This is a genomic window from Micromonospora sp. CA-248260 (assembly GCF_050942205.1).
In the GTDB taxonomy this organism is placed as follows: domain Bacteria; phylum Actinomycetota; class Actinomycetes; order Mycobacteriales; family Micromonosporaceae; genus Micromonospora; species Micromonospora antibiotica.
The window spans coordinates 1,726,344-1,750,956 of record NZ_CP192021.1 but is presented as its reverse complement, the minus strand read 5'-3'; the positions used below and the strand labels follow the sequence as shown (position 1 = coordinate 1,750,956).

The 24,613-nt window shown below is 73.0% G+C and carries 18 protein-coding genes and 1 pseudogene; 5 read left to right on the top strand and 14 right to left on the bottom strand.

Annotation, left to right across the window (positions count from 1 at the left end; translation table 11 throughout):
* Nucleotides 1-35: 35 nt before the first annotated feature.
* The 3 genes from ACQP2H_RS08035 to ACQP2H_RS08025 form a co-directional block, all read right to left on the bottom strand.
* Complete coding sequence (locus tag ACQP2H_RS08035) at nucleotides 36-1,235, bottom strand: low temperature requirement protein A (RefSeq protein WP_219468655.1); 1,200 nt, start codon at nucleotides 1,233-1,235, stop codon at nucleotides 36-38.
* Nucleotides 1,236-1,291: 56 nt separating this feature from the next.
* Complete coding sequence (locus ACQP2H_RS08030; protein WP_219468652.1) at nucleotides 1,292-1,867, bottom strand: HhH-GPD-type base excision DNA repair protein; 576 nt, start codon at nucleotides 1,865-1,867, stop codon at nucleotides 1,292-1,294.
* Between the two features lie 130 nt (nucleotides 1,868-1,997).
* Nucleotides 1,998-3,221 (bottom strand): S8 family peptidase, encoded by a 1,224-nt coding sequence (locus tag ACQP2H_RS08025; protein WP_208569548.1) that lies wholly within the window; start codon nucleotides 3,219-3,221, stop codon nucleotides 1,998-2,000.
* A 190-nt stretch (nucleotides 3,222-3,411) separates the two neighbouring features.
* Here ACQP2H_RS08025 and ACQP2H_RS08020 point away from each other — a divergent pair, with 190 nt between their 5' ends.
* Nucleotides 3,412-4,896, top strand: coding sequence for a DUF7059 domain-containing protein (locus ACQP2H_RS08020; protein ID WP_219468649.1), 1,485 nt, complete (start codon nucleotides 3,412-3,414; stop codon nucleotides 4,894-4,896).
* A 141-nt stretch (nucleotides 4,897-5,037) separates the two neighbouring features.
* Complete coding sequence (dtd, locus tag ACQP2H_RS08015; protein ID WP_357537766.1) at nucleotides 5,038-5,460, top strand: D-aminoacyl-tRNA deacylase; 423 nt, start codon at nucleotides 5,038-5,040, stop codon at nucleotides 5,458-5,460.
* Between the two features lie 247 nt (nucleotides 5,461-5,707).
* Here dtd and ACQP2H_RS08010 read toward each other — a convergent pair whose 3' ends face one another.
* Nucleotides 5,708-6,496, bottom strand: coding sequence for a sporulation protein (locus tag ACQP2H_RS08010; protein WP_219470793.1), 789 nt, complete (start codon nucleotides 6,494-6,496; stop codon nucleotides 5,708-5,710).
* A gap of 222 nt (nucleotides 6,497-6,718) precedes the next feature.
* On the opposite strand from ACQP2H_RS08010, the gene sigB reads away from it, so the two are divergent.
* A complete protein-coding gene (gene sigB / locus ACQP2H_RS08005; protein ID WP_374197553.1) occupies nucleotides 6,719-7,735 on the top strand; it encodes an RNA polymerase sigma factor SigB in 1,017 nt (338 codons plus the stop codon).
* Nucleotides 7,736-7,906: 171 nt separating this feature from the next.
* On the opposite strand, the gene ACQP2H_RS08000 is transcribed toward sigB, so the two are convergent.
* The 3 genes from ACQP2H_RS08000 to ACQP2H_RS07990 are packed head-to-tail and all read right to left on the bottom strand — an operon-like array spanning nucleotide 7,907 to nucleotide 12,579.
* Complete coding sequence (locus ACQP2H_RS08000; protein ID WP_433233484.1) at nucleotides 7,907-10,495, bottom strand: GNAT family N-acetyltransferase; 2,589 nt, start codon at nucleotides 10,493-10,495, stop codon at nucleotides 7,907-7,909.
* Nucleotides 10,492-11,673, bottom strand: a complete 1,182-nt coding sequence (locus ACQP2H_RS07995; protein ID WP_208569552.1) for an acetoin utilization protein AcuC — start codon at nucleotides 11,671-11,673, stop codon at nucleotides 10,492-10,494. Before ACQP2H_RS07995 ends, ACQP2H_RS08000 begins: the two co-directional genes overlap by 4 nt.
* A 48-nt stretch (nucleotides 11,674-11,721) precedes the next feature.
* Nucleotides 11,722-12,579, bottom strand: a complete 858-nt coding sequence (locus ACQP2H_RS07990) for a sulfurtransferase (RefSeq protein ID WP_433231875.1) — start codon at nucleotides 12,577-12,579, stop codon at nucleotides 11,722-11,724.
* Between the two features lie 201 nt (nucleotides 12,580-12,780).
* On the opposite strand from ACQP2H_RS07990, the gene ACQP2H_RS07985 reads away from it, so the two are divergent.
* On the top strand, nucleotides 12,781-13,437 hold the full coding sequence (locus ACQP2H_RS07985) for a metal-dependent transcriptional regulator (protein WP_244253149.1): 657 nt from the start codon (nucleotides 12,781-12,783) through the stop codon (nucleotides 13,435-13,437).
* Between the two features lie 103 nt (nucleotides 13,438-13,540).
* Here the strand turns inward: ACQP2H_RS07985 and ACQP2H_RS07980 are convergent, their stop codons facing one another.
* The 5 genes from ACQP2H_RS07980 to nrdR all read right to left on the bottom strand — a co-directional run bounded on the left by ACQP2H_RS07980 (nucleotide 13,541) and on the right by nrdR (nucleotide 19,278).
* Complete coding sequence (locus tag ACQP2H_RS07980; RefSeq protein WP_219468640.1) at nucleotides 13,541-14,092, bottom strand: hypothetical protein; 552 nt, start codon at nucleotides 14,090-14,092, stop codon at nucleotides 13,541-13,543.
* 228 nt (nucleotides 14,093-14,320) lie between these two features.
* On the bottom strand, nucleotides 14,321-14,563 hold the full coding sequence (locus tag ACQP2H_RS07975; RefSeq protein ID WP_208569556.1) for a DUF5522 domain-containing protein: 243 nt from the start codon (nucleotides 14,561-14,563) through the stop codon (nucleotides 14,321-14,323).
* 126 nt (nucleotides 14,564-14,689) lie between these two features.
* Nucleotides 14,690-15,637 carry a DUF2332 domain-containing protein gene (locus tag ACQP2H_RS07970; protein WP_357537771.1) on the bottom strand — a complete coding sequence of 316 codons (948 nt, stop codon included), beginning with the start codon at nucleotides 15,635-15,637 and terminating at the stop codon, nucleotides 14,690-14,692.
* A gap of 187 nt (nucleotides 15,638-15,824) precedes the next feature.
* A complete protein-coding gene (locus ACQP2H_RS07965) occupies nucleotides 15,825-18,710 on the bottom strand; it encodes a vitamin B12-dependent ribonucleotide reductase (protein WP_357537773.1) in 2,886 nt (961 codons plus the stop codon).
* A 79-nt stretch (nucleotides 18,711-18,789) separates the two neighbouring features.
* Nucleotides 18,790-19,278 carry a transcriptional regulator NrdR gene (nrdR, locus tag ACQP2H_RS07960; protein WP_208569561.1) on the bottom strand — a complete coding sequence of 163 codons (489 nt, stop codon included), beginning with the start codon at nucleotides 19,276-19,278 and terminating at the stop codon, nucleotides 18,790-18,792.
* Between the two features lie 625 nt (nucleotides 19,279-19,903).
* Here nrdR and lexA point away from each other — a divergent pair.
* Nucleotides 19,904-20,686: a transcriptional repressor LexA gene (lexA, locus tag ACQP2H_RS07955; RefSeq protein WP_208569562.1), complete on the top strand. Its 783-nt coding sequence runs from the start codon at nucleotides 19,904-19,906 to the stop codon at nucleotides 20,684-20,686.
* Between the two features lie 573 nt (nucleotides 20,687-21,259).
* Here lexA and ACQP2H_RS07950 read toward each other — a convergent pair.
* Nucleotides 21,260-23,044: pseudogene (locus tag ACQP2H_RS07950) on the bottom strand (hypothetical protein); the annotation flags it as partial.
* A gap of 48 nt (nucleotides 23,045-23,092) precedes the next feature.
* Nucleotides 23,093-24,571 (bottom strand): GTPase HflX, encoded by a 1,479-nt coding sequence (gene hflX, locus ACQP2H_RS07945; RefSeq protein ID WP_433231869.1) that lies wholly within the window; start codon nucleotides 24,569-24,571, stop codon nucleotides 23,093-23,095.
* Between the last annotated feature and the right edge of the window lie 42 nt (nucleotides 24,572-24,613).

Here is a 24,613-nt window from a genome sequence, read left to right as displayed (position 1 = left end):
CGCCGGTCGACCCCGCGCCGACTGACGCAGCTGGTTCACAGGGCCGGCCGGGGCCGCTCCGGGGCGTGCCCGAGCGCCCGGCGGTAGTCGGCGACGGTGATCGCCGCCAGCACGGCGGCCGCCGCAGCCAGTGCCAGCACGGTGACCGTCCGGGTCACGACGGGCACCAGCGCGGCCAGGGCGAGCACCCCGACGACCCGGGACCGGGAGACCCGCCCGAAAATCTCGTACTCGAAGCGGGCGCGGGCGACCAGGAAGATCGCCGGGCCGCCCATCATGAAGACCGCCCAGGACGGTTCGGTGGGCTGGTAAGGGTGCACGATCGCCAGCTCGTAGCCGACGGCCGTGGCCAGCACTCCGGCGACGATCACCAGGTGGGTCCAGCTCACCGACTCCCCCAGCCGGCCGGGCCGGTCGGCCACCCGGATCGCCTCGGAGAGCAGGTGACCCGCCCGGTGGAAGTAGATCCGCCAGAGCAGCACGGTGGTCACGAAGGACAGCAAGAAGGCCCCCGAGCTGGCCCCGGAAAAGCTGTACCCGCTGAAGGACAACCCGATGATGAGGATGTTCTCGCCGAGGGCGATCAGGAAGAACTGCTGGTAACGCTCGGCCAGGTGTTCCCCCAGCACCCCCCAGGTGGAGGTGCGGGTCGCGCCGAGCCTGGGCACCGGCCAACCGAACATCAACCCCGCGTAGTCGACGAGGACGGCCAACGACCAGCAGGCCAGCCGCCACGACCCGGTGAACACCGCGCCGAGCACCCAGGGCACCGCGCTCATCACCGCCCAGGCCACCACCCGCATGGTGACCAGGCGTCGTGGATGCCCCCGCAACGCCAGCGTGAGGAAGAGCGGTCGCCCCACCTGCACCGCCACGAACGCGAGGGCGAAGGCCAGCCCCCGGCTGTCGAAGGCCCGTGGGGTGGCGACCGCCATCACCATGCTGCCCAGCATCGAGTAGACCACCACGAACTGGATCTCCGGGCGCTCCGGTTCGTACCGGCTGGTGACCCAGGCGGTGAACGTCCAGACCGCCCAGAAGGCCAGAAAGATCACCAGGGTCTGGGTGATCTCGGCCAGCAGATCCTGACGGACGACGCTCAGGTCGTCGATGATCCGCTGGGAGACCCGGGTCAACGCGAAGACGAACACCAGGTCGAAGAAGAGCTCCAGGAAGGTGGTCCGGGGTGAGCTCAGCCCGCCGCGCAGCAGCGCCGCCCCCCGCTCGTCCGCCATCGTCCACCCGTCGCCGCTGTCGCGGATCTCAACGAGCCGACCCGGCTCCGGTTGCGTCAGCCCTTGTCCGCCTTCGCCGCCGCCTTCACCTGCTGCTTGTACTCGCGGACCCGACGCAGCGACTCCGCATCGGTGACGTCAGCGACCGACCGGTAGGTGTCCGGGTCGCCGTAGCCGCCGGCGGCCTCCCGCCAGCCGTCGGGGCGCACGTCGTACCGCTTGCCGAGCAGGGCGACGAAGATCTGCGCCTTCTGGGTGCCAAAGCCGGGCAGGTCGGCGATGCGGCGCAGCAGTTCCCGTCCGTCGTCGACGTCCGCCCAGAGCCGGCCGGCGTCGCCGGCGTACCGGTCGACCAGGATCCGGCACAGCTGCTGCACCCGGCCGGCCATCGCCTTCGGGAACCGGTGCAGCGCAGGCGGCCGGGCGAAGACCTCGACCAGTTCCTGCGGGTCGTAGCCGGCCAGCTCCCGGGCGTCCGGGTCGTGCCCCAGCCGTTGGGCGAGCACGTACGGCGAGGAGAACGCCTTCTCCATCGGCACCTGTTGGTCGAGCAGCATCCCGGTCAGCAGGGCCAGTGGGCTGCGCTCCAGCAGCCGGTTGGCCTCGCCGTCGATGGGCAGCGAGAGCGTCATGCCCCCATCCTGCCCGCCCCGGCCGCCCGCCCGGCCGACATCCGGTGCGGTCCGCCGCGCCGGGAGGCGTCCGGACGCGGCGCGGCCCGGTGGACACGGGTGTCCACCGGGCCGTCGGTGCCGTGGGGCGTCAGTTCACGACGAAGAGCAGCCGGTTCGGCGAGCCCGAGCCGGGGCTGGTCACCACGTTCGGGGTGGCGCTGCCGGTCAGCGAGCTGGCGACCTGCGCCGGGGTGTACGAGGGGTTGGCCGACAGGACCAGGGCGGCGGCACCGGCGACGTGCGGGGACGCCATCGAGGTGCCACTGATCGAGTTGGTGGCGGTGTCGTTGGTGTTCCAGGACGAGGTGATGTTCGAGCCCGGCGCGAACAGGTCGACGCAGGTGCCGAAGTTGGAGTAGGAGGCCCGCGCGTCGGTGTTGGTGGTGGCGCCGACGGTGATCGCCGAGGCGACCCGTGCCGGGGAGGAGGTGCAGGCGTCGGCGCTGGAGTTGCCGGCCGCCAGCGCGTACGTGATGCCCGAGCTGATCGAGCTGGCCACCGCGTTGTCGATGGCGGTGCTGGCCCCGCCGCCGAGGCTCATGTTGGCCACCGCCGGCTTGACCGCGTTGGCGGTCACCCAGTTGATGCCGTTGACCACAGCGGTGGTGCTGCCGCGACCCCGGCAGTTGAGCACCTTCACCGCGACCAGCTGCACGCCCTTGGCCACACCGTACTTGGTGCCGCCGACGGTGCCCGCGACGTGGGTGCCGTGGCCGTTGCAGTCGGTGTTGTTGGAGTCGACCGCGTTGGTGCCCCAGGTGGCCCGGCCGCCGAAGTCGGTGTGGGTGGTCCGGATGCCGGTGTCGATGATGTACGCCCGCACGTTGGTGGCCGTGTTCGGGTAGGTGTAGCTGGAGTTCAGCGGCAGGTTGCGCTGGTCGATGCGGTCCAGACCCCAGGACGGCGGGTTGGTCTGGGTCGCCTGGACGGTCACCACCCGGTCCTGCTCGACGTAGGCCACCGACGGGTCGGCGGCGAGCCGGCGGGCCTGGCTGGCGCTCATCTTCGCGCTGAACCCGGTGAGGGCGGCGCTGTAGACGTCGGCGACGTTCCCGCCGTACCGCTTGGTGAGGCTGGCGGCGCGGTCCGGCACGGCGGTCCGGGCGGCCCGGCTGTTGGCGGTGCCGACGGCGTCGCCCTTCAACACGACCAGGTAGCTGCCGCTGATCGCGTCCGGGGAGGAGGCGTAGCGGATCTGTCCGGTGGGGGCGGCGAGGGCGGGGGCGCCAGCGGCGACGGAGAGGGCCGCGGCGGTGGCCGCGACGGCGACCGCGCGGAGCGCGTGACGCCGGGGGACGGACACGTCGGACATCGTCTGAACTCCCTACCGGGTACGACCGGGCAGGCAGGGGCCGCCCGAACGTCCCATCGACGGATGTTGGAGGGAATGCTAACGAGACATCGACGTACGTAACAGAGATAACGGCCGGGGGATTGAGGTGGCGTTATGGAAGTCAGCGGGTGCCCGCCACCGGTGCCCCCACGCCAGGCAGGATGACGTGGTGGACCGTGACGACATGCTGCTCTCCCCCGCCGGCGTCGAGGCGCTACGCGCCGCGCTCACCAGCGCCGACTTCACCGCCAACGGCATCGCCGGCCGACTCGGCCCGCAGGCCACCGGCGGGGTGGCCCGCAACGACTTCCGGGCCGCGCTGCGCGCCACCGAGGACCGCGACCCGCTGGGCACCCTGATCCGGGTGTTCATCTGCGACCAGACCGAACCGGAACCGGCGGTCGCCGCCGCGCTCGCCCCGCTCGACCTCGCCGACGCCGTCGCCGCCGGCCTCGTCGAGCCGTACGGTGACGGGCTGCGCGCCGGGGTCGACCTGGAACCCTACGGGGACGCCTGGTGGGTGCTCGCCGACGTACCGGCCAGCGCCCGCCCGGGTCGACCGCTGCACAGCGAACACGTGCTCGGCATCGGCGGGGCCACCCAGACCCTGATCGGCGCGACCGTCCGCCACCCGGTGGACACCGCACTGGACCTGGGCACCGGGTCCGGGGTGCAGGCCCTGCACCTGGCCACCCACGCCCGGCGGGTCACCGCCACCGACGTGTCGCAACGGGCGCTGCGCTTCGCCGCCACCACCGCCGCCCTCAACGGGCAGGACTGGGAACTGCTGCGCGGTGACCTGGTCGCCCCGGTGGCCGGCCGGCGGTTCGACCTGGTGGTCAGCAACCCGCCGTTCGTGGTCGGGCCGGGCACCACCACCCACGTCTACCGGGACTCCGGCCGGGTCGGCGACGCGATCGGCGCTGAACTGGCCGCCGCCGCGCCGGGCCTGCTCACCGAGGGCGGCACCATGCAGTACCTCGCCAACTGGGTGCACGTCGCCGGGGAGGACTGGGCGGAACGGGTGACCGGCTGGTTCGCCGGCACCGGCCTGGACGCCTGGGTGATCCAGCGCGAGGTGGCCGACCCGATGGCGTACGTCCACCTGTGGCTGACCGACGTCGGCGAGGCGACCGACCCGCACCGGGCGGCAGCCTGGCTGGACTGGTTCGACGCGCACAAGGTCGAGTCGATCGGATTCGGCATCGTCTCGCTGCGCCGCAACGGTCACGAGGACCCGGTCGTCCGGGTGGAGGACCTGCGGCAGCGGGTCGAGCCACCCCTGGGCGACCAGGTCGCCGGCTGGTTCGACCGGCAGGACCTCCTACGTGCCCACGGTGCCGACGGCCTGCTCGACCTTCGCTACCGGGCGGCCCCGGGGCTGCAACTGCGCCAGGAGGCGACGATCGGCGACGAGGGCTGGGCGGTGGACCGGCAGGTCCTGACGATGCCGCACGGGCTGCGCTGGAGCGAGGAGATCGACCCGCTGGTGCTGGCCCTGGTCGGCGGCTGCGACGGACGGCTGCCGCTGCGCGACCAGCTCGCCCTGCTCGCCGCCGCGCACGACGTCACCCCCGACGAGCTGGCCGAGGCGGCCGGCCCGATCGTGGCGCGGCTGATCGAGCGGGGCCTCGTCGAACCGGTGACCAACTGATGCGCCCGGTCGAGCGAGGCATCCCGATGCGGGCGGTCGAACGGGGCATCCCGATGCGGGCGGTCGAACGGGGCATCGTCAAAGCGGTGACCAACTGATGCGCCCGGTCGAACGGGGCATCGTCAAAGCGGTGACCGGCTGATGCGGGCGGTGGTGCAGACGGTCGAACGGGCCAGCGTCACCGTCGACGGCGAGGTGGTCGGCGCGATCACCGACGGCCTGCTGGTGCTGCTGGGCATCACCCACACCGACACCCCCGAGTTGGCCCGGACGATGGCCCGCAAGGTGCACGAGCTGCGCATCCTCGACGACGAACGCAGCGCCGCCGACACCGGTGCCCCGATCCTGCTGGTCAGCCAGTTCACCCTCTACGGCGACACCCGCAAGGGCCGCCGCCCGAGCTGGCTCGCCGCCGCCCCCGCCGAGGTGGCCGAACCGCTGGTCACCGCCGTGGTCGAGGCGCTCCGCGCCCGGGGCGCGACGGTCGAGACGGGCCGCTTCCGCACCCACATGCTCGTCGAGAGCACCAACACCGGCCCCCGCACCCTCCTCCTGGACCTCTGACCCTGCCCCCTCCCTCCCTCCCATCCCCCTCCCCCACCCCACCCCAGCCCCCAGCCCCCAGCCCCGGTGATCAAGAAGTTTGCGTCAAGTTCGATCTTCAAAGTGACGCAAACTTCTTGATCACCGGGGCTGGGCGAGCCGGGGCTGGGCGAGCAGGGCGGGGCGGAGCGGGGCGAGCAGGGCGGGGTGGGGCGGGTTGGGTGGGGGGTGGGTGGGGGTTGGGGTGAGCGGGGTGGTGTGGGGTGGGTTAGGAGAAGAGGCCTCGGCGTTGGAGGGACTGGCGGAGCCAGCCGTCGAGTTGGGCGGCCCAGTCGGTGCGATCGGCGGTGGCGTGGTCGACGGTGAACCGGCCGAAGGCGTCCCGACCCTCGGTGAACAGGCCACCCCGCTTGTCCATCTCCAGCACCACCTGCACCTGGTGCGGGTCGGTGACGAAGGTGACCTCCAGCTGGTTGATCGCTCCGGCGTACTGCGGGGCGGGGTAGAACTCGATCTCCTGGTAGAACGGCAGGCTCTGCCGTACGCCATAGATGTGGCCGCGCTCGACGTCGGCGCGGGCGAACCGGAAGCCCAGCCGCAGCAGCGCCTCCAGCAGCCGCTCCTGAGCCGGCAGTGGGTGCACCGACACCGCGTCCAGGTCACCCTTGTCGACTGCGCGGGCCACCTCCAGCTCGGTACGCAGCCCCATCGTCATCCCGTGCAGCCGGTGGCCGTACAGGTCGGTCAGCGGGGTCTCCCACGGCACGGCGAACCGGAACGGGATGTCGTAGCGCTGCCCCGCCTCCAGCCGGAACGGGCCGGTGACCTGCTGGCGGGCGAACTCCTGGGTGGTCTCGTAGTCGGAGTCGGCACTCTCCACCTCGACCCGGGTGACCAGGCCGAGCGCCACGTACTCGATGTCGGCGGCGTGGTCGCCGCCGGCCACGTGGACCCGCCCCTCCAGCACCCCGCCGGGACGGCAGTTCGGATTAGCGAGCACGGTCTCCACCGACGGACCGCCCACCCCCATCGACTGCATGAGCCGTTTGAAGACCACCACGTCCTCCATTGCCTGTCGCATCGCCGACCCCGATGGCCGACGCTGGCACGGTAGCCGGACCTGGCAAGACCGCCGACGACCCACCCCGCATCCGACCAGATTGCTGTCGGGTCCCCGATCGCCTCACCCCCGTTTCACGTCCCGGTTGGAAAGCTGTCCATCACCGGAGCCGATGGCGCCGGTAGGCGACACCGAAAGCAGACACGGGGAGACACAGAGATGGCCCTGCAGATGATCGATAACAAGACGCGCCCGGCCACCACCATCGACGCCGAGCACGGCACCGAAGCCCTCACCGACCTCGACGCCACCGACGAGCGCGGGGTCTCCACCGACCTGGTCCGGGCCTACCTCAACGGCATCGGCCGGACCAAACTGCTCACCGCGGCCCAGGAGGTGGAGCTGGCCAGACGGATCGAGGCCGGGCTGTTCGCCGAGGAGAAGCTGTCCACCTGCACCCCTGTCTCCGGTGACCTGCGCGCCGACCTCGCCCTGATCGCCCGGGAGGGCCGCGCCGCCAAGGACCACCTGCTGGAGGCCAACCTGCGGCTGGTGGTCAGCATCGCCAAGCGCTACACCGGGCGGGGGATGGCCTTCCTCGACCTGATCCAGGAGGGCAACCTCGGCCTGATCCGCGCGGTCGAGAAGTTCGACTACGCCAAGGGTTACAAGTTCTCCACGTACGCCACCTGGTGGATCCGGCAGGCGATCACCCGGGCGATGGCCGACCAGGCCCGCACCATCCGCATCCCGGTGCACATGGTCGAGCAGGTCAACCGGATGGTCCGGGTCCGCCGGGAGCTGTCGGTCACGCTGGGTCGCGAGCCCATCGTCTCCGAGGTGGCGCGGGCGATGGAGATCCCCGAGTTCCAGGTCATCGAGCTGATCTCGTACGACCGGGAGCCGGTCAGCCTCGACCAGGCCGTCGGCGAGGACGGCGAGAGCGCCCTGGGTGACTTCGTCGCCTCGGTGGACCAGCGCACCGAGCCGGGTGACGCGGCCGCCAACGGCGAACTGCGCAACGAGGTACGCATCGTGCTCGCCACCCTCTCCCAGCGGGAGCAGGCGGTGATCCGGCTCCGGTTCGGCCTGGACGACGGCCGGCAGCGCACCCTCGACGAGGTCGGCAAGGAGTTCGGCCTGTCTCGGGAGCGGATCCGGCAGATCGAGAAGGTCACCCTGCTCAAGTTGCGCGACCCGGAGCGGGCGCAGCGGCTGGAGGCGTACGCCTGCTGAGCGGGACGGTTCGGCGCAGGCCCCCGGCGGTTCGCCGGGGGCCTGCCCGCTGTCCGGGGTCTCGTCACCGCCGGAGCCGCCGGCGGGCACGGTCAGCGCCGCCGGCAGCGGGCACGGTCAGCGCCCGCCGGCAGCGGGCACGGTCAGAGCCGGAGCCGGCAGCGGGCACGGTCAGAGCCGGCGCGGGCCGGTGTCGGGGCGGGCCCCGGCCGTGCCGACCCCCACCGCCGCGTGCAGCACCGACACGCCGTCCGGGCGGGCCAGCACCGGGTTGAGGGTGAGCGACCGCACCCGGGGCTGCTCGTCGGCGAGCCGGCCCACCCGCAACAGCAGGTCGGCCAGGGCCGCCCGGTCCACCGCGTCAGCACCCCGGTGCCCGTGCAGCAGCGGCGACGCCCGGGGCTCGTCGACGAGTTCGGCGGCGTCCCGGTCGGTCAACGGCACCGCCCGCCAGGCCCGGTCCCCGAGCAGTTCGGTGGCGACCCCACCGAGCCCGAAGCCGACGACCGGCCCGAACGCCGGGTCCTCGCGCAGCTCCACCACGCAGGCCACCCCCGGCGGCACCATCGGTTGGACCAGGACGTCCGCGCCGAAGGCCGCCGCCAGGTCCGCGTACGCCCGGCGTAGCGCGACCGGGTCGGCCAGGTCGAGGCGGACGGCGCCCAGGTCGAGGCGGTGCCGCAGGCCGGGCGCGGCGGCTTTCAACGCCACCGGCCAGCCCAGCCGCCCGGCGGCGGCGAGCGCCTCGTCGACGGTGCCGGCCGGGGCCGAGCCGACCACCTCGATGCCGTACGCGGCGAGCAGCGCCGCCGCGTCGGCGGCGTCACCGCGCAGCGCGGCCTGCCCGGCGGCCCGGTCCACCCCGGTCAGTTCCGGTGGCGTGCCCGGGTCCCGGCGCAGCCAGTCGGCGTACCGGCCGACCCGGCCCAGCGCCCGCACCGCCTCCTCCACGCTCGGGTACGCGGGCAGCCCGACCGGCACCCGGCCGGCGAGGAACGTCACCACGGTCGGCTTGCCGCCGGTCACCGCCGCCGCCACGGCGGCGGTGAAGTCCGCCTCCTCGACGGTGAGCTGCCCCGGCAGGGGTGGGGCGAAGACCGCCACCAGCGCATCCACGCCGTCGTCGGCGGCGGCACCGGCCAGCGCAGCGGTGAACGCGGCGGCACCGGCGTGCGGGCCGACGTCGTGGGGGTAGCCGGCGGCGACCGTGAGACCCTGCCCCGCGCAGGCGGTGGCCGCCAAGCCGGTCAGCGCCGACGAGTTGCCGACCACGCCGACCCGGCCACCGGCGGGCAGCGGCTGGTTGGCCAGCAGCGTCCCGACGTCGAGCAGTTCGGCGACGGTGTCCACCCGGATCACCCCGGACTGCGCGAAGAGGGCACCGACGGCGGCCTCGTCGAGCGTGGGTGCGACGCCGGACCCGACCGGGCGGGCCAGCGAGGCCAACGCCACCACCGGCTTGTCCCGGCCGATCCGGCGCACCAACCGGGCGAACTTGCGCGGATTGCCGAAGGTCTCCAGGTACAGCAGGATCACGTCGGTGCCCGGGTCGTCCTGCCAGAACTGGAGCAGGTCGTTGCCGGACACGTCGGCCCGGTTGCCGGCCGACACGAAACTCGAGAGGCCCAGCCCCCGGCGCTGCGCCTCGGCCAGCAGCGCCACCCCGAACACGCCGGACTGGCTGAAGAAACCCACCCGTCCGGGGGCGGGCAGCACCGGGGCCAGGGTGGCGTTGAGGCGTACCCGCCCGTCGGTGTTGGCCACGCCCAGGCAGTTCGGGCCGACGACCCGCATGCCGGCGGCGTGCGCCGCCCGGACCAGGGCCCGTTGGGCCGCCGCGCCGGCCGGTCCGGCCTCGGCGAAACCGGCGGAGATGACCACCAGGCCGTGCGCGCCGGCAGCGGCGGCGTCGGCCACCACCCCCGCCGCCGCGTCCGGGGGCACCGCGACGACCGCCAGGTCGACGTCCACTCCGGCGTCGGCTGCCGACGGGTACGCGGGCAGCCCCGCCACCGTGCGCGCGCTCGGATGCACCGGCACGATCGCCCCCGGGTAGCCGCCGTCGCGCAGGTGCCCGAGGACGGCCGCGCCGACCCCCTGACCGGTGGCGCTGGCCCCGTAGACGGCCACGCCGCGCGGGGTGAGCAGCCGGGCGATGGACCGCGCCTCGGTGCGGTGCTCCCGACCCCGCTGCACAGCCAGGGTCGCCTCGGTCGGGGCGATCGGGAACGTCAGGTGCACCACCCCGTCGGCGAACTGCCGTTGCACCTGGTAGCCGAAGTCGGCGAAGACCCGCAGCATCGCCCCGTTGGTGGGGAGCACCTCGGCGACGAAGTGCCCGATGCCGGCCCGGCCGGCCGCGTCGGCCAGGTGCTCCAGCAGCACCGAACCGATCCCCCGGCCCTGGTGGGCGTCCTCCACCACGAACGCCACCTCGGCTTCGGGGGCCGCCGGACCCAGCCGCTCGTACCGGCCGACGGCGACGATCCGGTCGCCGACCAGCACCACGAACGCCTCCCGGTCCCGGTGGTCGACGGTGACGAAGCGGCGCAGGTCCCGTTCCGGGATACGCGGGTACGGCGAGAAGTAGCGCAGGTAGCGGGTGCGTTCCGAGAACCGCCCGTGCATGGCGACGATCTCCGGGGCGTCCTGCGGCCGGATCGGTCGCAGGCCGACGGTGCTGCCGTCGCTGAGCAGCACGTCCACCGGTTGGTCGACAGTGGTCACCACGTCCGGTCCCTCCCCAGGTCCCCGGCTCAGTCGCGCGGGTCGTACGGGTCCAGCCCGAGCAGCGGGAACACCGCCTTGCGGGTGGCCGCCACCGCCCGGTCCACCGAGTTCGGCTCACCGGTCGGCTGCCACGGCTGGTGTGACGGGTCGACGTCGTCGGTCATCCGCAGCGGGACGTCCCGGCCGGGCAGCCGGTGGGCGGCCAGCGCACGCCAGTCGGGCGGGGTGAGGGTGGCCGGGTCGAGCGGGTCGCCGGTGGCCACCGCGAGCAGGTGCGTCCAGGCCCGGGGCACCACCTCCACCAGGGCGTAACCGCCGCCGCCGGTGGCCACCCAGCGGCCGTCGCACAACTCGTCGGCGAGCGCCCGCAACGTCAGGTAGGTGGCCCGTTGCCCGTCCACCGACAGGTGCAGGTCGGCCAGGGGGTCGAGCCGGTGCCCGTCGGCACCGCACTGGGTGAGCAGGATCTGCGGTCGGAACGCCCGCAGCACCGACGGCACGATCGCGTGGAAGGCGCGTTGCCAGCCGGCGTCGTCGGTGCCCGGTGGCAGCGGCACGTTGACCGCGCTGCCCTGCGCCCCCGGGCCACCGGTCTCGTCGGGGAACCCGGTGCCGGGGAAGAGCGCGAGCGGGGTCTCGTGCAGGCTCACCGTGAGCACCCGGGGGTCGTGGTAGAAGACCTCCTGCACACCGTCGCCGTGGTGCACGTCCACGTCGACGTAGGCGACCCGCTCGGCGCCCAGGTCGAGCAGGCGGGCGATGGCCACCGCCGGGTCGTTGTAGACGCAGAACCCGGCGGCCCGGTCGGGCATGGCGTGGTGCAGCCCACCGGCCACGTTGACCGCACGGCGGGCCTCGCCCCGCCAGACCGCCTCGGCGGCGGCCACCGTCGCCCCGGCGATCAGCGCGCTGGACTCGTGCATCCCGTCGAAGACCGGATTGTCCGAGGTGCCCAGTCCGTAGCCGGCGAAGAGCGGATCGCGGGGGGCGGTCCGGACCGCCGCCAGGTAGTCGGGCAGGTGCACCCGGGTCAGCGTCGCGTCGTCGGCCGGCTCGGGCCGGATCAGCCGTACGCCCGGCCGGTCCAGGACGCCCAGCTCCCGGGCCAGCGCGACGGTCAGCTCGACCCGGACCGGGTCGAGCGGGTGCTCCCCCATGTCGTAGTCGAGCAGGGACTCGTCCCACACCACCAGCGTGTCGTCCGACATGGGGTCATCGTCGCACGCGGGTCACCGGTCGCCCACCAGGCGTGCTGGTCAACCGGCTGGTGTCGGGCCGGTGGCCACCGGGCGGGACGGGTCGGCGACCCAGCCGCTCCACGATCCGACGTAGAGCGCGGCGTCCGGCCGACCGGCCAGGTGCAACGCCAGCACCGTCTGCGCGGCGGTCACCCCTGATCCGCAGTACGCCCCCACCGGCTGGTCGGCGCGCACCCCGGCGGCGGCGAACCGGTCCCGCAGCGCCTCGGCGGTCAGGTAGCGGCCCTCGGTGACGTACTCGGGGGCGGGCAGGTTGACCGCGCCCGGCACGTGTCCGGCGACCGGGTCGATCGGCTCGGTCTCGCCCCGGTAGCGGGGGGCGGCCCGGACGTCCAGCAGCACACCGTCGTCGGCCGCGCCGAGCCGGGCCGCGTCGTCGGCGTCCAGCACCGGCAGCCCACCCGGTGTGACGGTGACGTCGCCGGGTTGCGGGGTGGGCACCTCGACGGTGCCGGGCAGGCCGGCGGCGAGCCAGCCGGGCCAGCCGCCGGACAGCACCCGTACCGACCGGTGGCCGGCCCAGCGCAGCGTCCACCAGGCGCGGGCGGCGGCCAGGCCGTCGCCGTCGTCGTACACCACCACGGGATGACCGGCGCGGACACCGACGGCCCGCAGCGCGGCCTGGAGCGCGGCCGGTTCGGGCAGCGGGTGCCGGCCCGCCGGGCCGGGCGGACCGCACAGGACGGTGTCCAGGTCCACGAAGACCGCCCCGGGCAGGTGGCCGGCGGTGTAGTCGTCGCGGCCCGGAGGGCCGACCAGCCGCCAGCGGACGTCCAGCAGGGTCGGCGGGTCGGGGCGGGCCAGCTCGGTGGCGAGCCGGTCCGGCTCGATCAGGGGGGTAGCGGTACCGGACATGACGTCCAGTCAACACCATCGGGGCACCGACCTCGCGATTCGGCGCAGGTCGATCTTCGTGGGCCGGGGTAGCATCGACCACCGGGAGGCCGCTGACGTGAAGCATGACCGGGTCGACACCACTGAGCGCGAAGCTACCTTCGCCGCCTTCGGACAAAAGGGGCGAATGTGAAAAGCCATGACTTAGTGGACACGACCGAGATGTACCTGCGCACCATCCTCGAACTCGAAGAGGAAGGGGTGCCGCCGCTGCGTGCCCGGATCGCCGAGCGGTTGCGGCAGAGCGGGCCCACCGTCAGCCAGACCGTGGCCCGGATGGAACGCGACGGGCTGCTCACCGTCGAGGGCGACCGGCACCTGGCGCTCACCGACCTGGGCCGGGGCACCGCCGTGTCGGTGATGCGCAAGCACCGGCTCGCCGAGCTGCTGCTGGTCAACGTGATCGGGATGCCCTACGAGGAGGCCCACGAGGAGGCCTGCCGGTGGGAGCACGTGATGAGCGACGCGGTGGAGAAGCGGGTCTACGACCTGCTCAACCGACCCACCCGCTCGCCGTACGGCAACCCGATCCCCGGCCTGGAGGAGCTGGGCTCGCCGGAGACCGAGGCCACCGACCACGCCGAGGGTGAACGCAACCTCGCCTTCCCCGGGCTGACCGGCCCGGTGGTGGTCCGGCGGATCTGCGAAAGCGTGCAGACCGACGCCGACGTGCTGCGGCAACTGCACGCCGCCGGGGTCGACCCGGGTGCCACGGTCACCGTCGCCCAGGAACGCGACGGGGTGTTCATCGACCGCTCCGGCGAACGGGTCCGGCTGCCCCGCGAGGTCGCCTCCCGGGTGTTCGTCGCCGCCCACTGACCCCGGGCCGCCACCGGCGTGCGCCGGGCCGGGGTGGACCCCGTCGCCGCCGGTCCGGGCTGGGATCGGACTCGGCTCGGGTCGCCGTCGGCCCGGACGGGGGTTACAGGGACCGGGTGTCGAGCTTCCTGGCCAGGTCGACCAGGTGGCCGGCCACCGCACCGGCGGTCGCCCGGTCCTCGGCCGGTGGGCAGGTCCAGCGGAGCATGGCCAGCCGGTCCTCCGCGGCCAACCAGCCCACCTCGGCCGTCGGCCCGTGCTTCGCGGTCTTCGCGCCGGTCCGCCGGTAGCCGGCCTGGCCCAGCTTCGACACCTTCGTCGCCCCCTCGGGCAGCACGTCAGCGGTGAAGGTCGGCACGTCGATCGAGGTGTCGGTCACGGTCAGGGTCAGCTCCGGCCAGGTGGTGTCCGTGGCCCGCACCACGCAGGTACGGGTATCACCCCGCTCGCTGGCCGCCGCCACGTCGAAGCGGACGCCGGTGTGCTCCTCGATCACCGCGAAGTCGAGCAGCCGGCACGCCCCACCGGACGAGGCGGCACCCACCTCGACGACGACAGGTTCCCCCGCCGGCAGCCGTACCGGGTCGGGCTCCGACGCCCCGCAGCCCGTGGTCAGCAGCACGCCCGCCCCGGCGAGCCAGATCCGCCCGTGCACGGGCACACCTCCGTGATCGTCGGCGGGAGATCCGCCGATGTCCGTCGGAAACCGTACGGGTTGGCACTGTCGGACGGAAGACCCGGGCAGTCGCCCGGCGGCGTCAGGTGGGCGGGAGGTCACGCATGGTCCGCAGTAGAGCGGCCCCGGCACCACCATCGCCACCCAGAACACCCGGGCCGTGCCGATCATCAGTCGGCGGTGGGGCGGGCCGCCGGGACGGCCTAATTAGTCGTCGACGTACGGGCAGTGCCGGCAGCCACGCCCGCAGCAGGTGCCCCGCCGGGCCAGGAACCCGGCGCTGAGGACGAACAGCCCGGTGGCCGGGTCGGGATACCCGGCGTCCCCGGCGGCGAGCGCGGCGGCGTGCGCGGCCAGGATCCGCGCCCGGTCGGGGTGCTCCGGCGGCAGCCGGGACGGGTGCGGCTCGGTCAGCGGCCGGCCCGCCAACGGACGTCGTTGCCCACTCACCCGGTGAGTGTAAGGAGGGCTCGCTCCCCCACCCCTGGTGCGGGTCTGCGGATCCCCGCGCCCGGCCGGCAGGCCCCGCTGGTCGAGTCGCGCAGAGTCAGGGATCGTCGCAGCGGTGCGGTTTGCTCAGCCCACCGGCTCCCCGAACCAGGTGAGCGCCTGGCCGTGGCCGCGGGTCCAGGCAAGCGGCGTGCCGTCGAGCGCGAGCACGTTGTGCAGCGTGTCGTCCCGCTGCCCCGGCAGACCCGGGTAGGGCAGCACCGCCGGGTCCTCGTTGGCGATCCAGTGGCCGGAAAGACCGCTCACCACCTCGACGAACGCGGCGCGGCGCGGCGGTGGCACCAGGTACAGCACCGAGCTGTGGAACACCACGAGGGTCGCGTCGGACGGGGCCAGTGCCGCCACCTCCGGCAGGTCGTCGACCAGGTCACCGCGGACGAGCAGCGGCGGGTCGGCCGCGACGACAGCCGCAGCAGCCCGCAGCCGCTCGCGGCGGTGCCCGTTCTCCGGCCAGATGAGGGCGTCCAGCCAAGCGATGTCGTCCGGATCGGTGACGTCGAGCGGGTTGAGGTCGAGGCCGGCCCGCCACACCACCTCGGGCAGGCGAGTCGGTGGCGTCGTGCCGGTGATCGCACAGTCGAGCGTCGGCGTACCTGTGCCGAGAAGACGGTCGCCGTAACGGTACGCGTACCGGTCGGGGTAGAGGCACATGCCTGCCGACGCGCCCACCTCCAGCAGGGCGAGTGGCTGCGGCAACGAGGCCAGCACCGGCAGGAGGACGGCACAACGCCCGGCCTCGTTCGTCTGCGTCGCCCGGGCCCGGATCTCCGCCGCGACAACCGGCCAGTTGGCCCTGACGAATTCGCCGAACGCGGCCGGGTCCTCGACCGTACCGCCGCACAGTCGGACCACGGCGAACAGCAGATTCGGCTGGCGTTTGGCCGGCGGCAGGGTGTCGAGAAGCGCCAGCAGGCTGCTGTCCCGGGCGACCGCGTGGGCCAGTCGCTCGTACGACGGTGAGACGCCGTGCGCCTCCCTGGTGGCGAACTCGACGTACCGGTCGGCTGTGGTCATGCCCCGATCATCCCGTCCGGCGCGGCCCCCGGTGCGCCGCCGTCGGCGTGATCTGCGCGACGGGAGCGAGGTAGCGGCGTCCGGGTAGGACCGGTGCCGCTACCTCGCCCCACTGGGGTCGATCATGAAGACGGGACGCGGAAGGGCCGGCACCCGACGGGCGCCGGCCCTTCGTGCGACGCGTACGTCAGCTGCAACCGCTGGTGGAACCGCAGCCCTCACAGACGTAGCAGCTGCCGGCGGGGCGCATCTTCGTGCCGCAGGTGAAGCAGAGCGGCGCGTCGGCGGCCTTGCCGATCACGGCCTCCAGCAGCTCGGTGGAGGAGCCCACGGCGGGCGCCGGCTTGGCGGCGGCCACCTCGGCCAACTCCTGGGCCGGCTGGGCCAGCGGGCCGGTCTTCGGTTCGGTCACCTCGACCGGGGCCGAGGACGCCATCGCGGTCAGGTCCGTGCCGCTCATCTCCGCATCGGCCTCGGCCCGCAGCTGCGCGGCCCGCTCCTTGGCGGTGAAGATGCCCAGCTCGGCACGACGCTCGTAGGGCAGGAAGTCCAACGCCAGCCGCCGGAAGATGTAGTCCATCACCGAGGCTGCCATCCGCACGTCCGGGTCGTCGGTCATGCCGGCCGGCTCGAAGCGCATGTTGGTGAACTTGCTGACGTACGTCTCCAGCGGGACGCCGTACTGCAGGCCGATGGAGATGGCCACCGAGAAGGCGTCCATCACCCCGGCCAGGGTCGAGCCCTGCTTGGACATCTTGAGGAAGACCTCACCCAGCCCGTCGTCCGGGTAGGACGAGGCGGTGAGGTAGCCCTCCGCGCCGCCGACGGAGAAGGAGACCGTCTCCGACGGACGCTTCTTCGGCAGCCGCTTACGCACCGGCCGGTACTCGACGACCTTCTCCACGGCGGCCGGGGCCGGCGTCTCGACGGCGGCCGGGGCGGCGGTCTTGTTCGGCTTGGCCACCGAGAGGGGCTGGCCGACCTTGCAGTTGTCCCGGTAGATCGCCAGCGCCTTCAGGCCCAGCTTCCAGCCCTCGAAGTAGATCTTCTCGACGTCGGCGACGGTGGCCTGCTCCGGCATGTTGACCGTCTTGGAGATGGCACCCGAGATGAACGGCTGGACGGCCGCCATCATCCGCACGTGACCCATCGGGGCGATGGACCGCTCGCCCATCGCGCAGTCGAAGACCGGGTAGTGCTCCGGCTTGAGGCCGGGGGCGTCCACCACGTGACCGTGGTCGGCGATGTGCTCGACGATCGCCTCGACCTGCTCCTCGGGGTAGCCGAGGCTGCGCAGGGCGCGTGGCACGGTCTGGTTGACGATCTGCATCGAGCCGCCGCCGACCAGCTTCTTGAACTTCACCAGCGCCAGGTCGGGCTCGACCCCGGTGGTGTCGCAGTCCATCATCAGGCCGATGGTGCCCGTCGGCGCCAGCACGGCGGCCTGGGAGTTGCGCCAGCCGTACCGGTCGCCGACCTTGTTGCCCTCGGTCCACTGCTTGGTGGCCTCCCGCGCGATGGCGGTGGCGACGGTGCCGGCCGGCTTGATGGCGTCGTTGGCGGCGGCGTGCTTGCGCATCACCCGCTTGTGCGGCTCGGCGTTGCGGGCGTAGCCGTCGTACGCGCCGACGATCGCGGCCAGCTCGGCCGAACGGCGGTACGCGGTGCCGGTCATCAGCGAGGTGATCGCCGCGGCCACCGACCGGCCCTGCTCCGAGTCGTACGGCAGGCCCGAGGCCATCAGCAGCGCGCCGAGGTTGGCGTAGCCGATGCCGAGCTGCCGGTAGGCGCGGGTGGTCTCGCCGATCTTGTCGGTGGGGAAGTCGGCGAAGCAGATCGAGATGTCCATCGCGGTGATGACGAACTCGACCGACCGGACGAACTTCTCCACCTCGAAGCCGCCGTCGGCGCGGAGGAACTTCATCAGGTTGAGCGAGGCCAGGTTGCACGAGGAGTTGTCCAGGTGCAGGTACTCCGAGCACGGGTTCGACGCGGTGATCCGGCCGGTCTCCGGGCAGGTGTGCCAGTCGTTGATCGTGTCGTCGTACTGCAGGCCCGGGTCGGCGCACTCCCAGGCGGCCTGGGCGATGGTACGGAACAGCTTCTGCGCGTCGATGGTCTCGATGGTCTGCCCGTCGAGGCGGCCCCGCAGGTCGAAGCCGCCGCCGTTCTCCACCGCCGCCATGAACTCGTCGGAGACCCGCACCGAGTTGTTGGCGTTCTGGTACTGGACGCTGACGATGTCGTTGCCGCCGAGGTCCATGTCGAAGCCGGCGTCCCGCAGCGCGCGGATCTTGTCCTCCTCGCGCGCCTTGGTGGTGACGAACTCCTCGATGTCCGGGTGGTCCACGTCGAGGATGACCATCTTGGCCGCGCGCCGGGTGGCACCGCCGGACTTGATCGTCCCGGCGCTGGCGTCCGCGCCACGCATGAAGCTGACCGGGCCGGAGGCGGTGCCACCGGAGGAGAGCAGCTCACGCGACGACCGGATGCGCGACAGGTTGACCCCGGAGCCGGAGCCGCCCTTGAAGATCAGCCCCTCCTCCTTGTACCAGTCCAGGATGGAGTCCATCGAGTCGTCCACGGCAAGGATGAAACAGGCGCTGACCTGCTGCGGCGACGGGGTGCCGACGTTGAACCAGACCGGCGAGTTGAAGCTGAACACCTGGTGCAGCAGCATCCAGGTCAGCTCGTGCGCGAAGATCTCCGCGTCGGCCGGGTTGGCGAAGTAGCCGTGCTGCTCACCGGCGGCCCGGTAGGTGCTGACCACCCGGTCGATGAGCTGCTTGAGCGACCACTCCCGTTCCGGGGTCCCCACCGCGCCCCGGAAGTACTTGGTGGTGACGATGTTCGCCGCGTTGACACTCCACGACTCGGGGAACTCCACCCCGCGCTGCTCGAAGTTGATCGAGCCGTCCCGCCAGTTGGTCATGACGACGTCGCGGCGCTCCCACGCCACCTCGTCGTACGGGTGCACGCCCTCGGTCGTCCAGACCCGCTGCACCTTCAGCCCCGTCGCCGCGCCGTTCTTCGCCGCCCGCGTCCGGCTTGTTGTCACGCCGTCCCCCGCCATCTCATCGGCCCCCTCGTCTGCGCGGCCACCCGCCACGCGTCGTCACTGTCGAAATCCAGGTCGTCACTTGGTGAAAGACTCAGTCGGTACGGTCGGCGGCCCCGGCCGCGTCGACACGGGCCTGTGCGGCGGCCCGGAGGGTCTCGATCTCCCGTTCGAAGTCGGCCAGCGAGTCGAACGAGCGGTAGACGCTGGCGAAGCGCAGGTAGGCCACCTCGTCCAGGTCGCGCAGTGGGCCCAGGATCGCCAGTCCCACGTCGTGGCTCGGCAGCTCGGCAGCTCCCTTGGCCCGGACGGTCTCCTCGACCTTCTGCGCCAGCAGCGCGATGGAGTCCTCGTCGACCGGCCGGCCCTGGCACGCCTTGCGTACCCCGCCGATGATCTTCGTCCGGCTGAACGGCTCGGTCACCCCGCTGCGCTTGACCACCGCGAGGACGGCCTCCTCGACCGTGGTGAACCGCTTGCCGCATTCCGGGCAGGAGCGCCGCCGCCGGATCAGCTGGCCGTCGTCGGCCTCGCGCGAGTCGACCACCCGGGAGTCGGCGTGCCGGCAGTACGGACACCGCATCGCCCGACCTCCTTGATCGACTGTGGGGCCCGCCCGCCCGCCTCCGGGCACGCGTCGACCCGGCGCAACCGGTGTCGCCGGTCTCGCCGTGGTCGACGATACGGGAGTGCGGTGGGTAGTCGAACCCAACCTGTGGGCAACTTACGCCCGTGTGACTACTACATCTAGGGGTCGACCGTAGGCCGCCGGCCGGGTCGGGTCAAGTTGCCCGACTGTCCGGCGCGTCACGCCCGAACCGCCCCACCACCCCGGGCCCACCACCCCCGGGCCCACCACCCCGGGCCCGTCGCCGCCCCCGGGGGTCGACAGCTCCAACCGACCGGACGCCGGGGAGGTTACCGGCCGTCCGGCCAGCCCGACCCGGACGGTTGACCGACCCGGCAGACCACCGAACCCCTCGAACACGGGTTCGAGGAGGACGTACCATCTACCAGAACAGGCGTACGAGTTACCAGGTTTTCCACCCGACACGCCGAGACGCGTCGTACAGATGTTTGAAAATGACCGATCTCACCTATACGGTCATGAACGACCGGGCACGGCGCACCACGTCGGTCCGGCACCGCGACACCCCGCGCGCACCACGAGCCGCCAAGGCACCCAGCGCCGACCAGGGAGGACGGACGTGACCGAGGACCGGGCCAACCGGCAGAAGAACCCGCAGCCGATCGCCGAGGCGGGTCCCCCGGCCACTCGGCGTCCCCGCGCCGCCCGCAGCCGGACCGGCCAACCGGCCGTCCGCCAGGTCACGCCGGTGGTCAGCGGCTTCCCCGACCCGGCCGCCGTCGACCTCACCGCCCGCCAGCGCCGCATCCTCGAATTCATCCGCAGCTGGGTGGAGCGGCACGGCTACCCGCCGAGCGTCCGCGAGATCGGCGAGGCGGTCGGCCTGGTCTCCCCGTCCAGCGTCGCCTACCAGCTCAAGGAGCTGGAAAAGAAGGGCTTCCTGCGCCGCGACCCCAACCGCCCCCGCGCGGTTGACGTCCGCGCCCCCGTCGACGCCGACGACGAGCTGAGCCGAGCCCAGCGCCCCACCCCGGCGTACGTGCCGATGCTGGGCCGGATCGCGGCCGGTGGGCCGATCCTGGCCGAGCAGGCGGTCGAGGACGTGTTCCCGCTCCCCCGCGAACTGGTCGGCGAGGGCGAGGTCTTCATGCTCCAGGTCAAGGGCGACTCGATGCTCGACGCGGCGATCTGCGACGGCGACTGGGTGGTGGTGCGGCAGCAGCCGATCGCCGAGGCCGGTGACATCGTGGCCGCGATGCTCGACGGTGAGGCGACCGTCAAGACCTACCGGCGACGCGACGGTCACGTATGGCTGATGCCGCAGAACCCGGCCTTCGACCCGATCCCCGGTGACGACGCCACCATCATGGGCCGGGTCGTGGCCGTGCTCCGCCGGATCTGACCTCGTCCCGCCCGGCAGCCTCCGGCGGAGGCTGCCGGTGCCGTCCCCGGTGACCGTGCCCCGCCCCGCAACGGCCGCGGCACGTGCCTGGTCGACCGCGCACGCCCGCGACCTGGGGAGAGGTCAGTAACGCTCGCCGCTGCGGCCGGGCGGTGGGCCGTACTGGCCGCCCCGCCGGTCGTCGTGGTCGTCGTCCCGGCGTGGACCGGAACGCGGCTCCCGGGGCCCACCCTCACGCCGTGGCGGTTCGGCCCGCCCGGCACCGTAGACACCGTCCCCACCACCCGCAGCGCCACCCCGCCCGCCCGCCGGGCCGGCACCACGCCCACCAGCGGGAGCACCGCCACGCCCACCGGCCGGCGGCGCAGCACGACCACCCGGCGGAGGGCCACCACGCCCACCCGGCGGAGGACCGCCACGGGCACCGACCGGCGCACCACCGCGCCCCTCCGGTGGCGGACCGCCACGGCCACCCGGCGGGGTGCCACGCCCGGCCACCGGGGCACCACCACGGATCCCCGGCGGCCCACCACGCCCATCGTCCGGCACACCGCCGCGTCCACCGGCCGGCGCACCGCCACGCCCACCCGCCGGCACACCGCCGCGTCCACCAGCCGGCGCACCACCGCGCGGGTCGGCGGCGGCCGGCGCACCACCCCGGGCACCACCGCCCGAAGCACCACCGCGCGGGCCGATGCCCGGGGCGCCACCGCGCGGACCAGCACCGTCGGCACCGCCGCGCGGACCGGCACCGCCGGCCGGGGTGGCACCGCGCGGACCGGCACCGCCGGCCGGGGTGGCACCGTAGACAGCACCGCCGGCAGGGCGACCTCCGCCGTAGACACCACCACCCGCCGGACGTCCGCCGCCCGCAGGGCTGCTACCTCCCGGACCGCCGGAGGGAACCGCTGCGGCTGCCGCTGGGGGCCGACCTCCGCCGTAGACCGCGCCGCCGGCCGGCCGGGCGGGGCCACCACCTGCCGCAGCACCGTAGACACCGCCGGTACGCGGCCGGTCCGGGGCCGGTTCGGCGGCAGGGGGGGACTCACCGGCCGGGAAGCCCTCGGCCCGGGACACCGCGCCGGAGGTGAAGACCTCGTCGTCGGGATCGTCAGGCATCTCGCCGGCCGCCGTGGCCCGCCTGCGCGACCGCACGATCCCGACGATGCCGGCCCCGACCAGCACCGCGCCGACCACCCCGACCGCACCGATCAGGTAGGTGATCTGGTCCAGGCTCAGGTTGTCGTACCAGGACCTGTCGGCTGCCGGCTTGGCTCCCGCCGCGCCCTCGACTGGTTCCGCGCCCTTGGTGGACGGGGTGTAGCCGAGGATGTCGATCGGGTCCTCCGGGGAGAGTTCCCCGCCGTCGGAGACGGTCACGAACCCGGTGCCGTCCGGGGTGTACGAGATGGCCTCGCCGAACGGGTCCGCCAACGGGGTGACCCGGGGCTTGCCGGTGGTCAACGCGGCCACGATGTCATCGCCCTTGACGTCGTACTCGAAGGCGTCGGCGTAGGTGCGCAGCACCACCCGGCTGCCGTCGGGCGAGCGGGCCGCCCCGGTGATGGCCACCCGACCGATGATGTTGAGCGGGTTGTCGGTGGTGGTCTTGGGCAGGGTGATCTCGCCGACCTTCTTCATCGGCACCGGATCGGCGTTGCCGCCGCTGTCGAGCTTCGTCTCCGGGGTGAAGATCTCCGCCTTGCCACTGGGCACCTTGGTGATCACCAGGGGCGACCCGTCCGCGCCGATCAGCAGCGCCTCGGCGTCGTGCGGCTTGCGCTCCGGGTACGACAGCCGGTGCAGCACCGGCTGCTTCGACCCGGTCACCGGCATCGTCCAGACCGCGACCCGGGTACGCCGTTCCCTGCTGGTCACGTTGTCACCGGTGTCGGCGATCCAGAGCGTCTTGCCGTCCGGGGAGAGGGCCAGGTCCTCCGTGTCGAACGGGCCGTCGCCGGAGAACTTGACCGGCTCCCTGGCGATCTTGCACTTGGTGTCGAGGAAGAAGACCCGCTTGCGGCTCTCCTGGAGGGTGCCGTCGTTGATCACGACATAGCCGGTCTTCGTGGCGACCAGGCCGGACAGCTCCCGCAGCCGCTCGTCCGTGATGGTGCACTTCTTCTTGCCGGCGACGGCCAACGGCGCCACCCCGACCAACGGCACCGCACCGGTCAACGGCACCGCACCGGTCAACGGCACCGCACCGGCCAGCGGCACCGTCCCGACGGGGGTGGCCAGGACCGACGCCGCCCCGGAGGTGGCAGCGGAGACCGGTGCCGCTGCGGCAGCAGCGGGTGCCACGGCCACGCCGAACAGGGCGAGGGCAACCGTGACCGAGGAGACAGCGCGGCGCATGGCGTCAGTGTCGCATGCCGCCATGAACCTCAGGTCACACCGCAGCGCTCACCGACTGCCGGCCACCGCAGGGTCACCCGCCGCCACGAACGGAGTCAACTCGGCGGCGAGCGCCTCCCCCACCCGCACGTGCAGCAGGGTGCCCTCCGGGAGGTGGGAGGTGCTCAGCACCTCACCCTGCCGGTGCAGCCGGGCAACCAGGTCACCCCGGTCGTACGGCAGGACCGCGCGGACCTCCACGGCCGGACGCGGCAGCCGCTGTTCGATCACCTCACGCAGCCCCTCAAGGCCACGCCCACTGTGCGCGGAGACGAAGACCGCGTCCGGCCAGAGCCGCTTGAGCCGCAGCAGGGTCTCCTCGTCGGCGGCGTCGGTCTTGTTGACCACCAGCAGCTCGGGCAGCCGGTCGGCACCGACCTCGGAGAGCACCTCCCGCACCGCGCGGACCTGTTCCTCCGGGTCGGGGTGGGTGCCGTCGACCACGTGCACCACCAGGTCGGCCTCGGCGACCTCCTCCAGCGTCGAACGGAACGCCTCGACGATCTGGTGGGGCAGGTGCCGGACGAAACCCACCGTGTCGGACAGCGTGTAGAGCCGCCCGTCCGAGGTGGTGGACCGGCGGGTGGTCGGGTCCAGGGTGGCGAAGAGCGCGTTCTCCACCAGCACGCCCGCGCCGGTGAGCCGGTTGAGCAGGCTCGACTTGCCGGCGTTGGTGTAACCGGCGATGGCGACCGCGGGAACGGCGTTACGGGACCGACGGGCGCGCTTGGTCTGGCGTACCGTCTTCATTGCCTTGATCTCCCGGCGCAACCGGGCGATGCGGTGGCGGATGCGCCGCCGGTCGGTCTCCAGCTTGGTCTCACCGGGGCCACGCAGACCCACGCCGCCACCGGCACCACCGCCGCGCCCGGAGCCACCGCTCTGCCGGGACAGCGACTCACCCCAACCACGCAACCGGGGCAGCAGGTATTCGAGCTGGGCCAGCTCGACCTGCGCCTTGCCCTCCTTGCTCTTGGCGTGCTGGGCGAAGATGTCGAGGATCAGCGCGGTGCGGTCGACCACCTTGACCTTGGTGCGCTGCTCCAGGTTGCGCAGCTGGGACGGGGACAGCTCACCGTCGCAGATCACCGTGTCGGCCCCGGTGGAGAGCACCGCCGCGCTGAGGTCGTCGACCTTGCCCCGGCCGACGTAGGTGGCCGGGTCGGGGCGGCTGCGGCGCTGGATCAGCCCTTCGAGCACCTGCGAACCGGCGGTCTCGGCCAGGGCGGCCAGCTCGGTCAGCGAATTGTCGGCGTCGCGCTGGGTGCCCTCGGTCCAGACGCCGACGAGGACGACCCGCTCCAGCCGGAGCTGGCGGTATTCGACCTCGGTGACGTCGGTCAGCTCGGTGGAGAGGCCGGGGACCCGCCGCAACGCCTGCCGCTCCGACAGCTCGTACTCACCGGTCGTGGCGTCGAGGTCGTCGTCCGAGAAGGGGGTGTGGGTCTCCTGGTCGCGCAAGCTGCGTCTCCTGTCCGTTCTGTGCATGTACCGAGTAATCCTGACACGGGTCAACGCGGAACGCGACTG

Bases quoted from the DNA above. Each gene is read 5' to 3' on its own strand.
- ACQP2H_RS08035 (WP_219468655.1), bottom strand. From the start codon at position 1,235: ATGGCGGACGAGCGGGGGGCGGCGCTGCTGCGCGGCGGGCTGAGCTCA.
- ACQP2H_RS08030 (WP_219468652.1), bottom strand. From the start codon at position 1,867: ATGACGCTCTCGCTGCCCATCGACGGCGAGGCCAACCGGCTGCTGGAG.
- ACQP2H_RS08025 (WP_208569548.1), bottom strand. From the start codon at position 3,221: ATGTCCGACGTGTCCGTCCCCCGGCGTCACGCGCTCCGCGCGGTCGCC.
- dtd (WP_357537766.1), top strand. From the start codon at position 5,038: ATGCGGGCGGTGGTGCAGACGGTCGAACGGGCCAGCGTCACCGTCGAC.
- sigB (WP_374197553.1), top strand. From the start codon at position 6,719: ATGGCCCTGCAGATGATCGATAACAAGACGCGCCCGGCCACCACCATC.
- ACQP2H_RS07995 (WP_208569552.1), bottom strand. From the start codon at position 11,673: ATGTCGGACGACACGCTGGTGGTGTGGGACGAGTCCCTGCTCGACTAC.
- ACQP2H_RS07990 (WP_433231875.1), bottom strand. From the start codon at position 12,579: ATGTCCGGTACCGCTACCCCCCTGATCGAGCCGGACCGGCTCGCCACC.
- ACQP2H_RS07985 (WP_244253149.1), top strand. From the start codon at position 12,781: ATGTACCTGCGCACCATCCTCGAACTCGAAGAGGAAGGGGTGCCGCCG.
- ACQP2H_RS07970 (WP_357537771.1), bottom strand. From the start codon at position 15,637: ATGACCACAGCCGACCGGTACGTCGAGTTCGCCACCAGGGAGGCGCAC.
- ACQP2H_RS07965 (WP_357537773.1), bottom strand. From the start codon at position 18,710: ATGGCGGGGGACGGCGTGACAACAAGCCGGACGCGGGCGGCGAAGAAC.
- nrdR (WP_208569561.1), bottom strand. From the start codon at position 19,278: ATGCGGTGTCCGTACTGCCGGCACGCCGACTCCCGGGTGGTCGACTCG.
- hflX (WP_433231869.1), bottom strand. From the start codon at position 24,571: ATGCACAGAACGGACAGGAGACGCAGCTTGCGCGACCAGGAGACCCAC.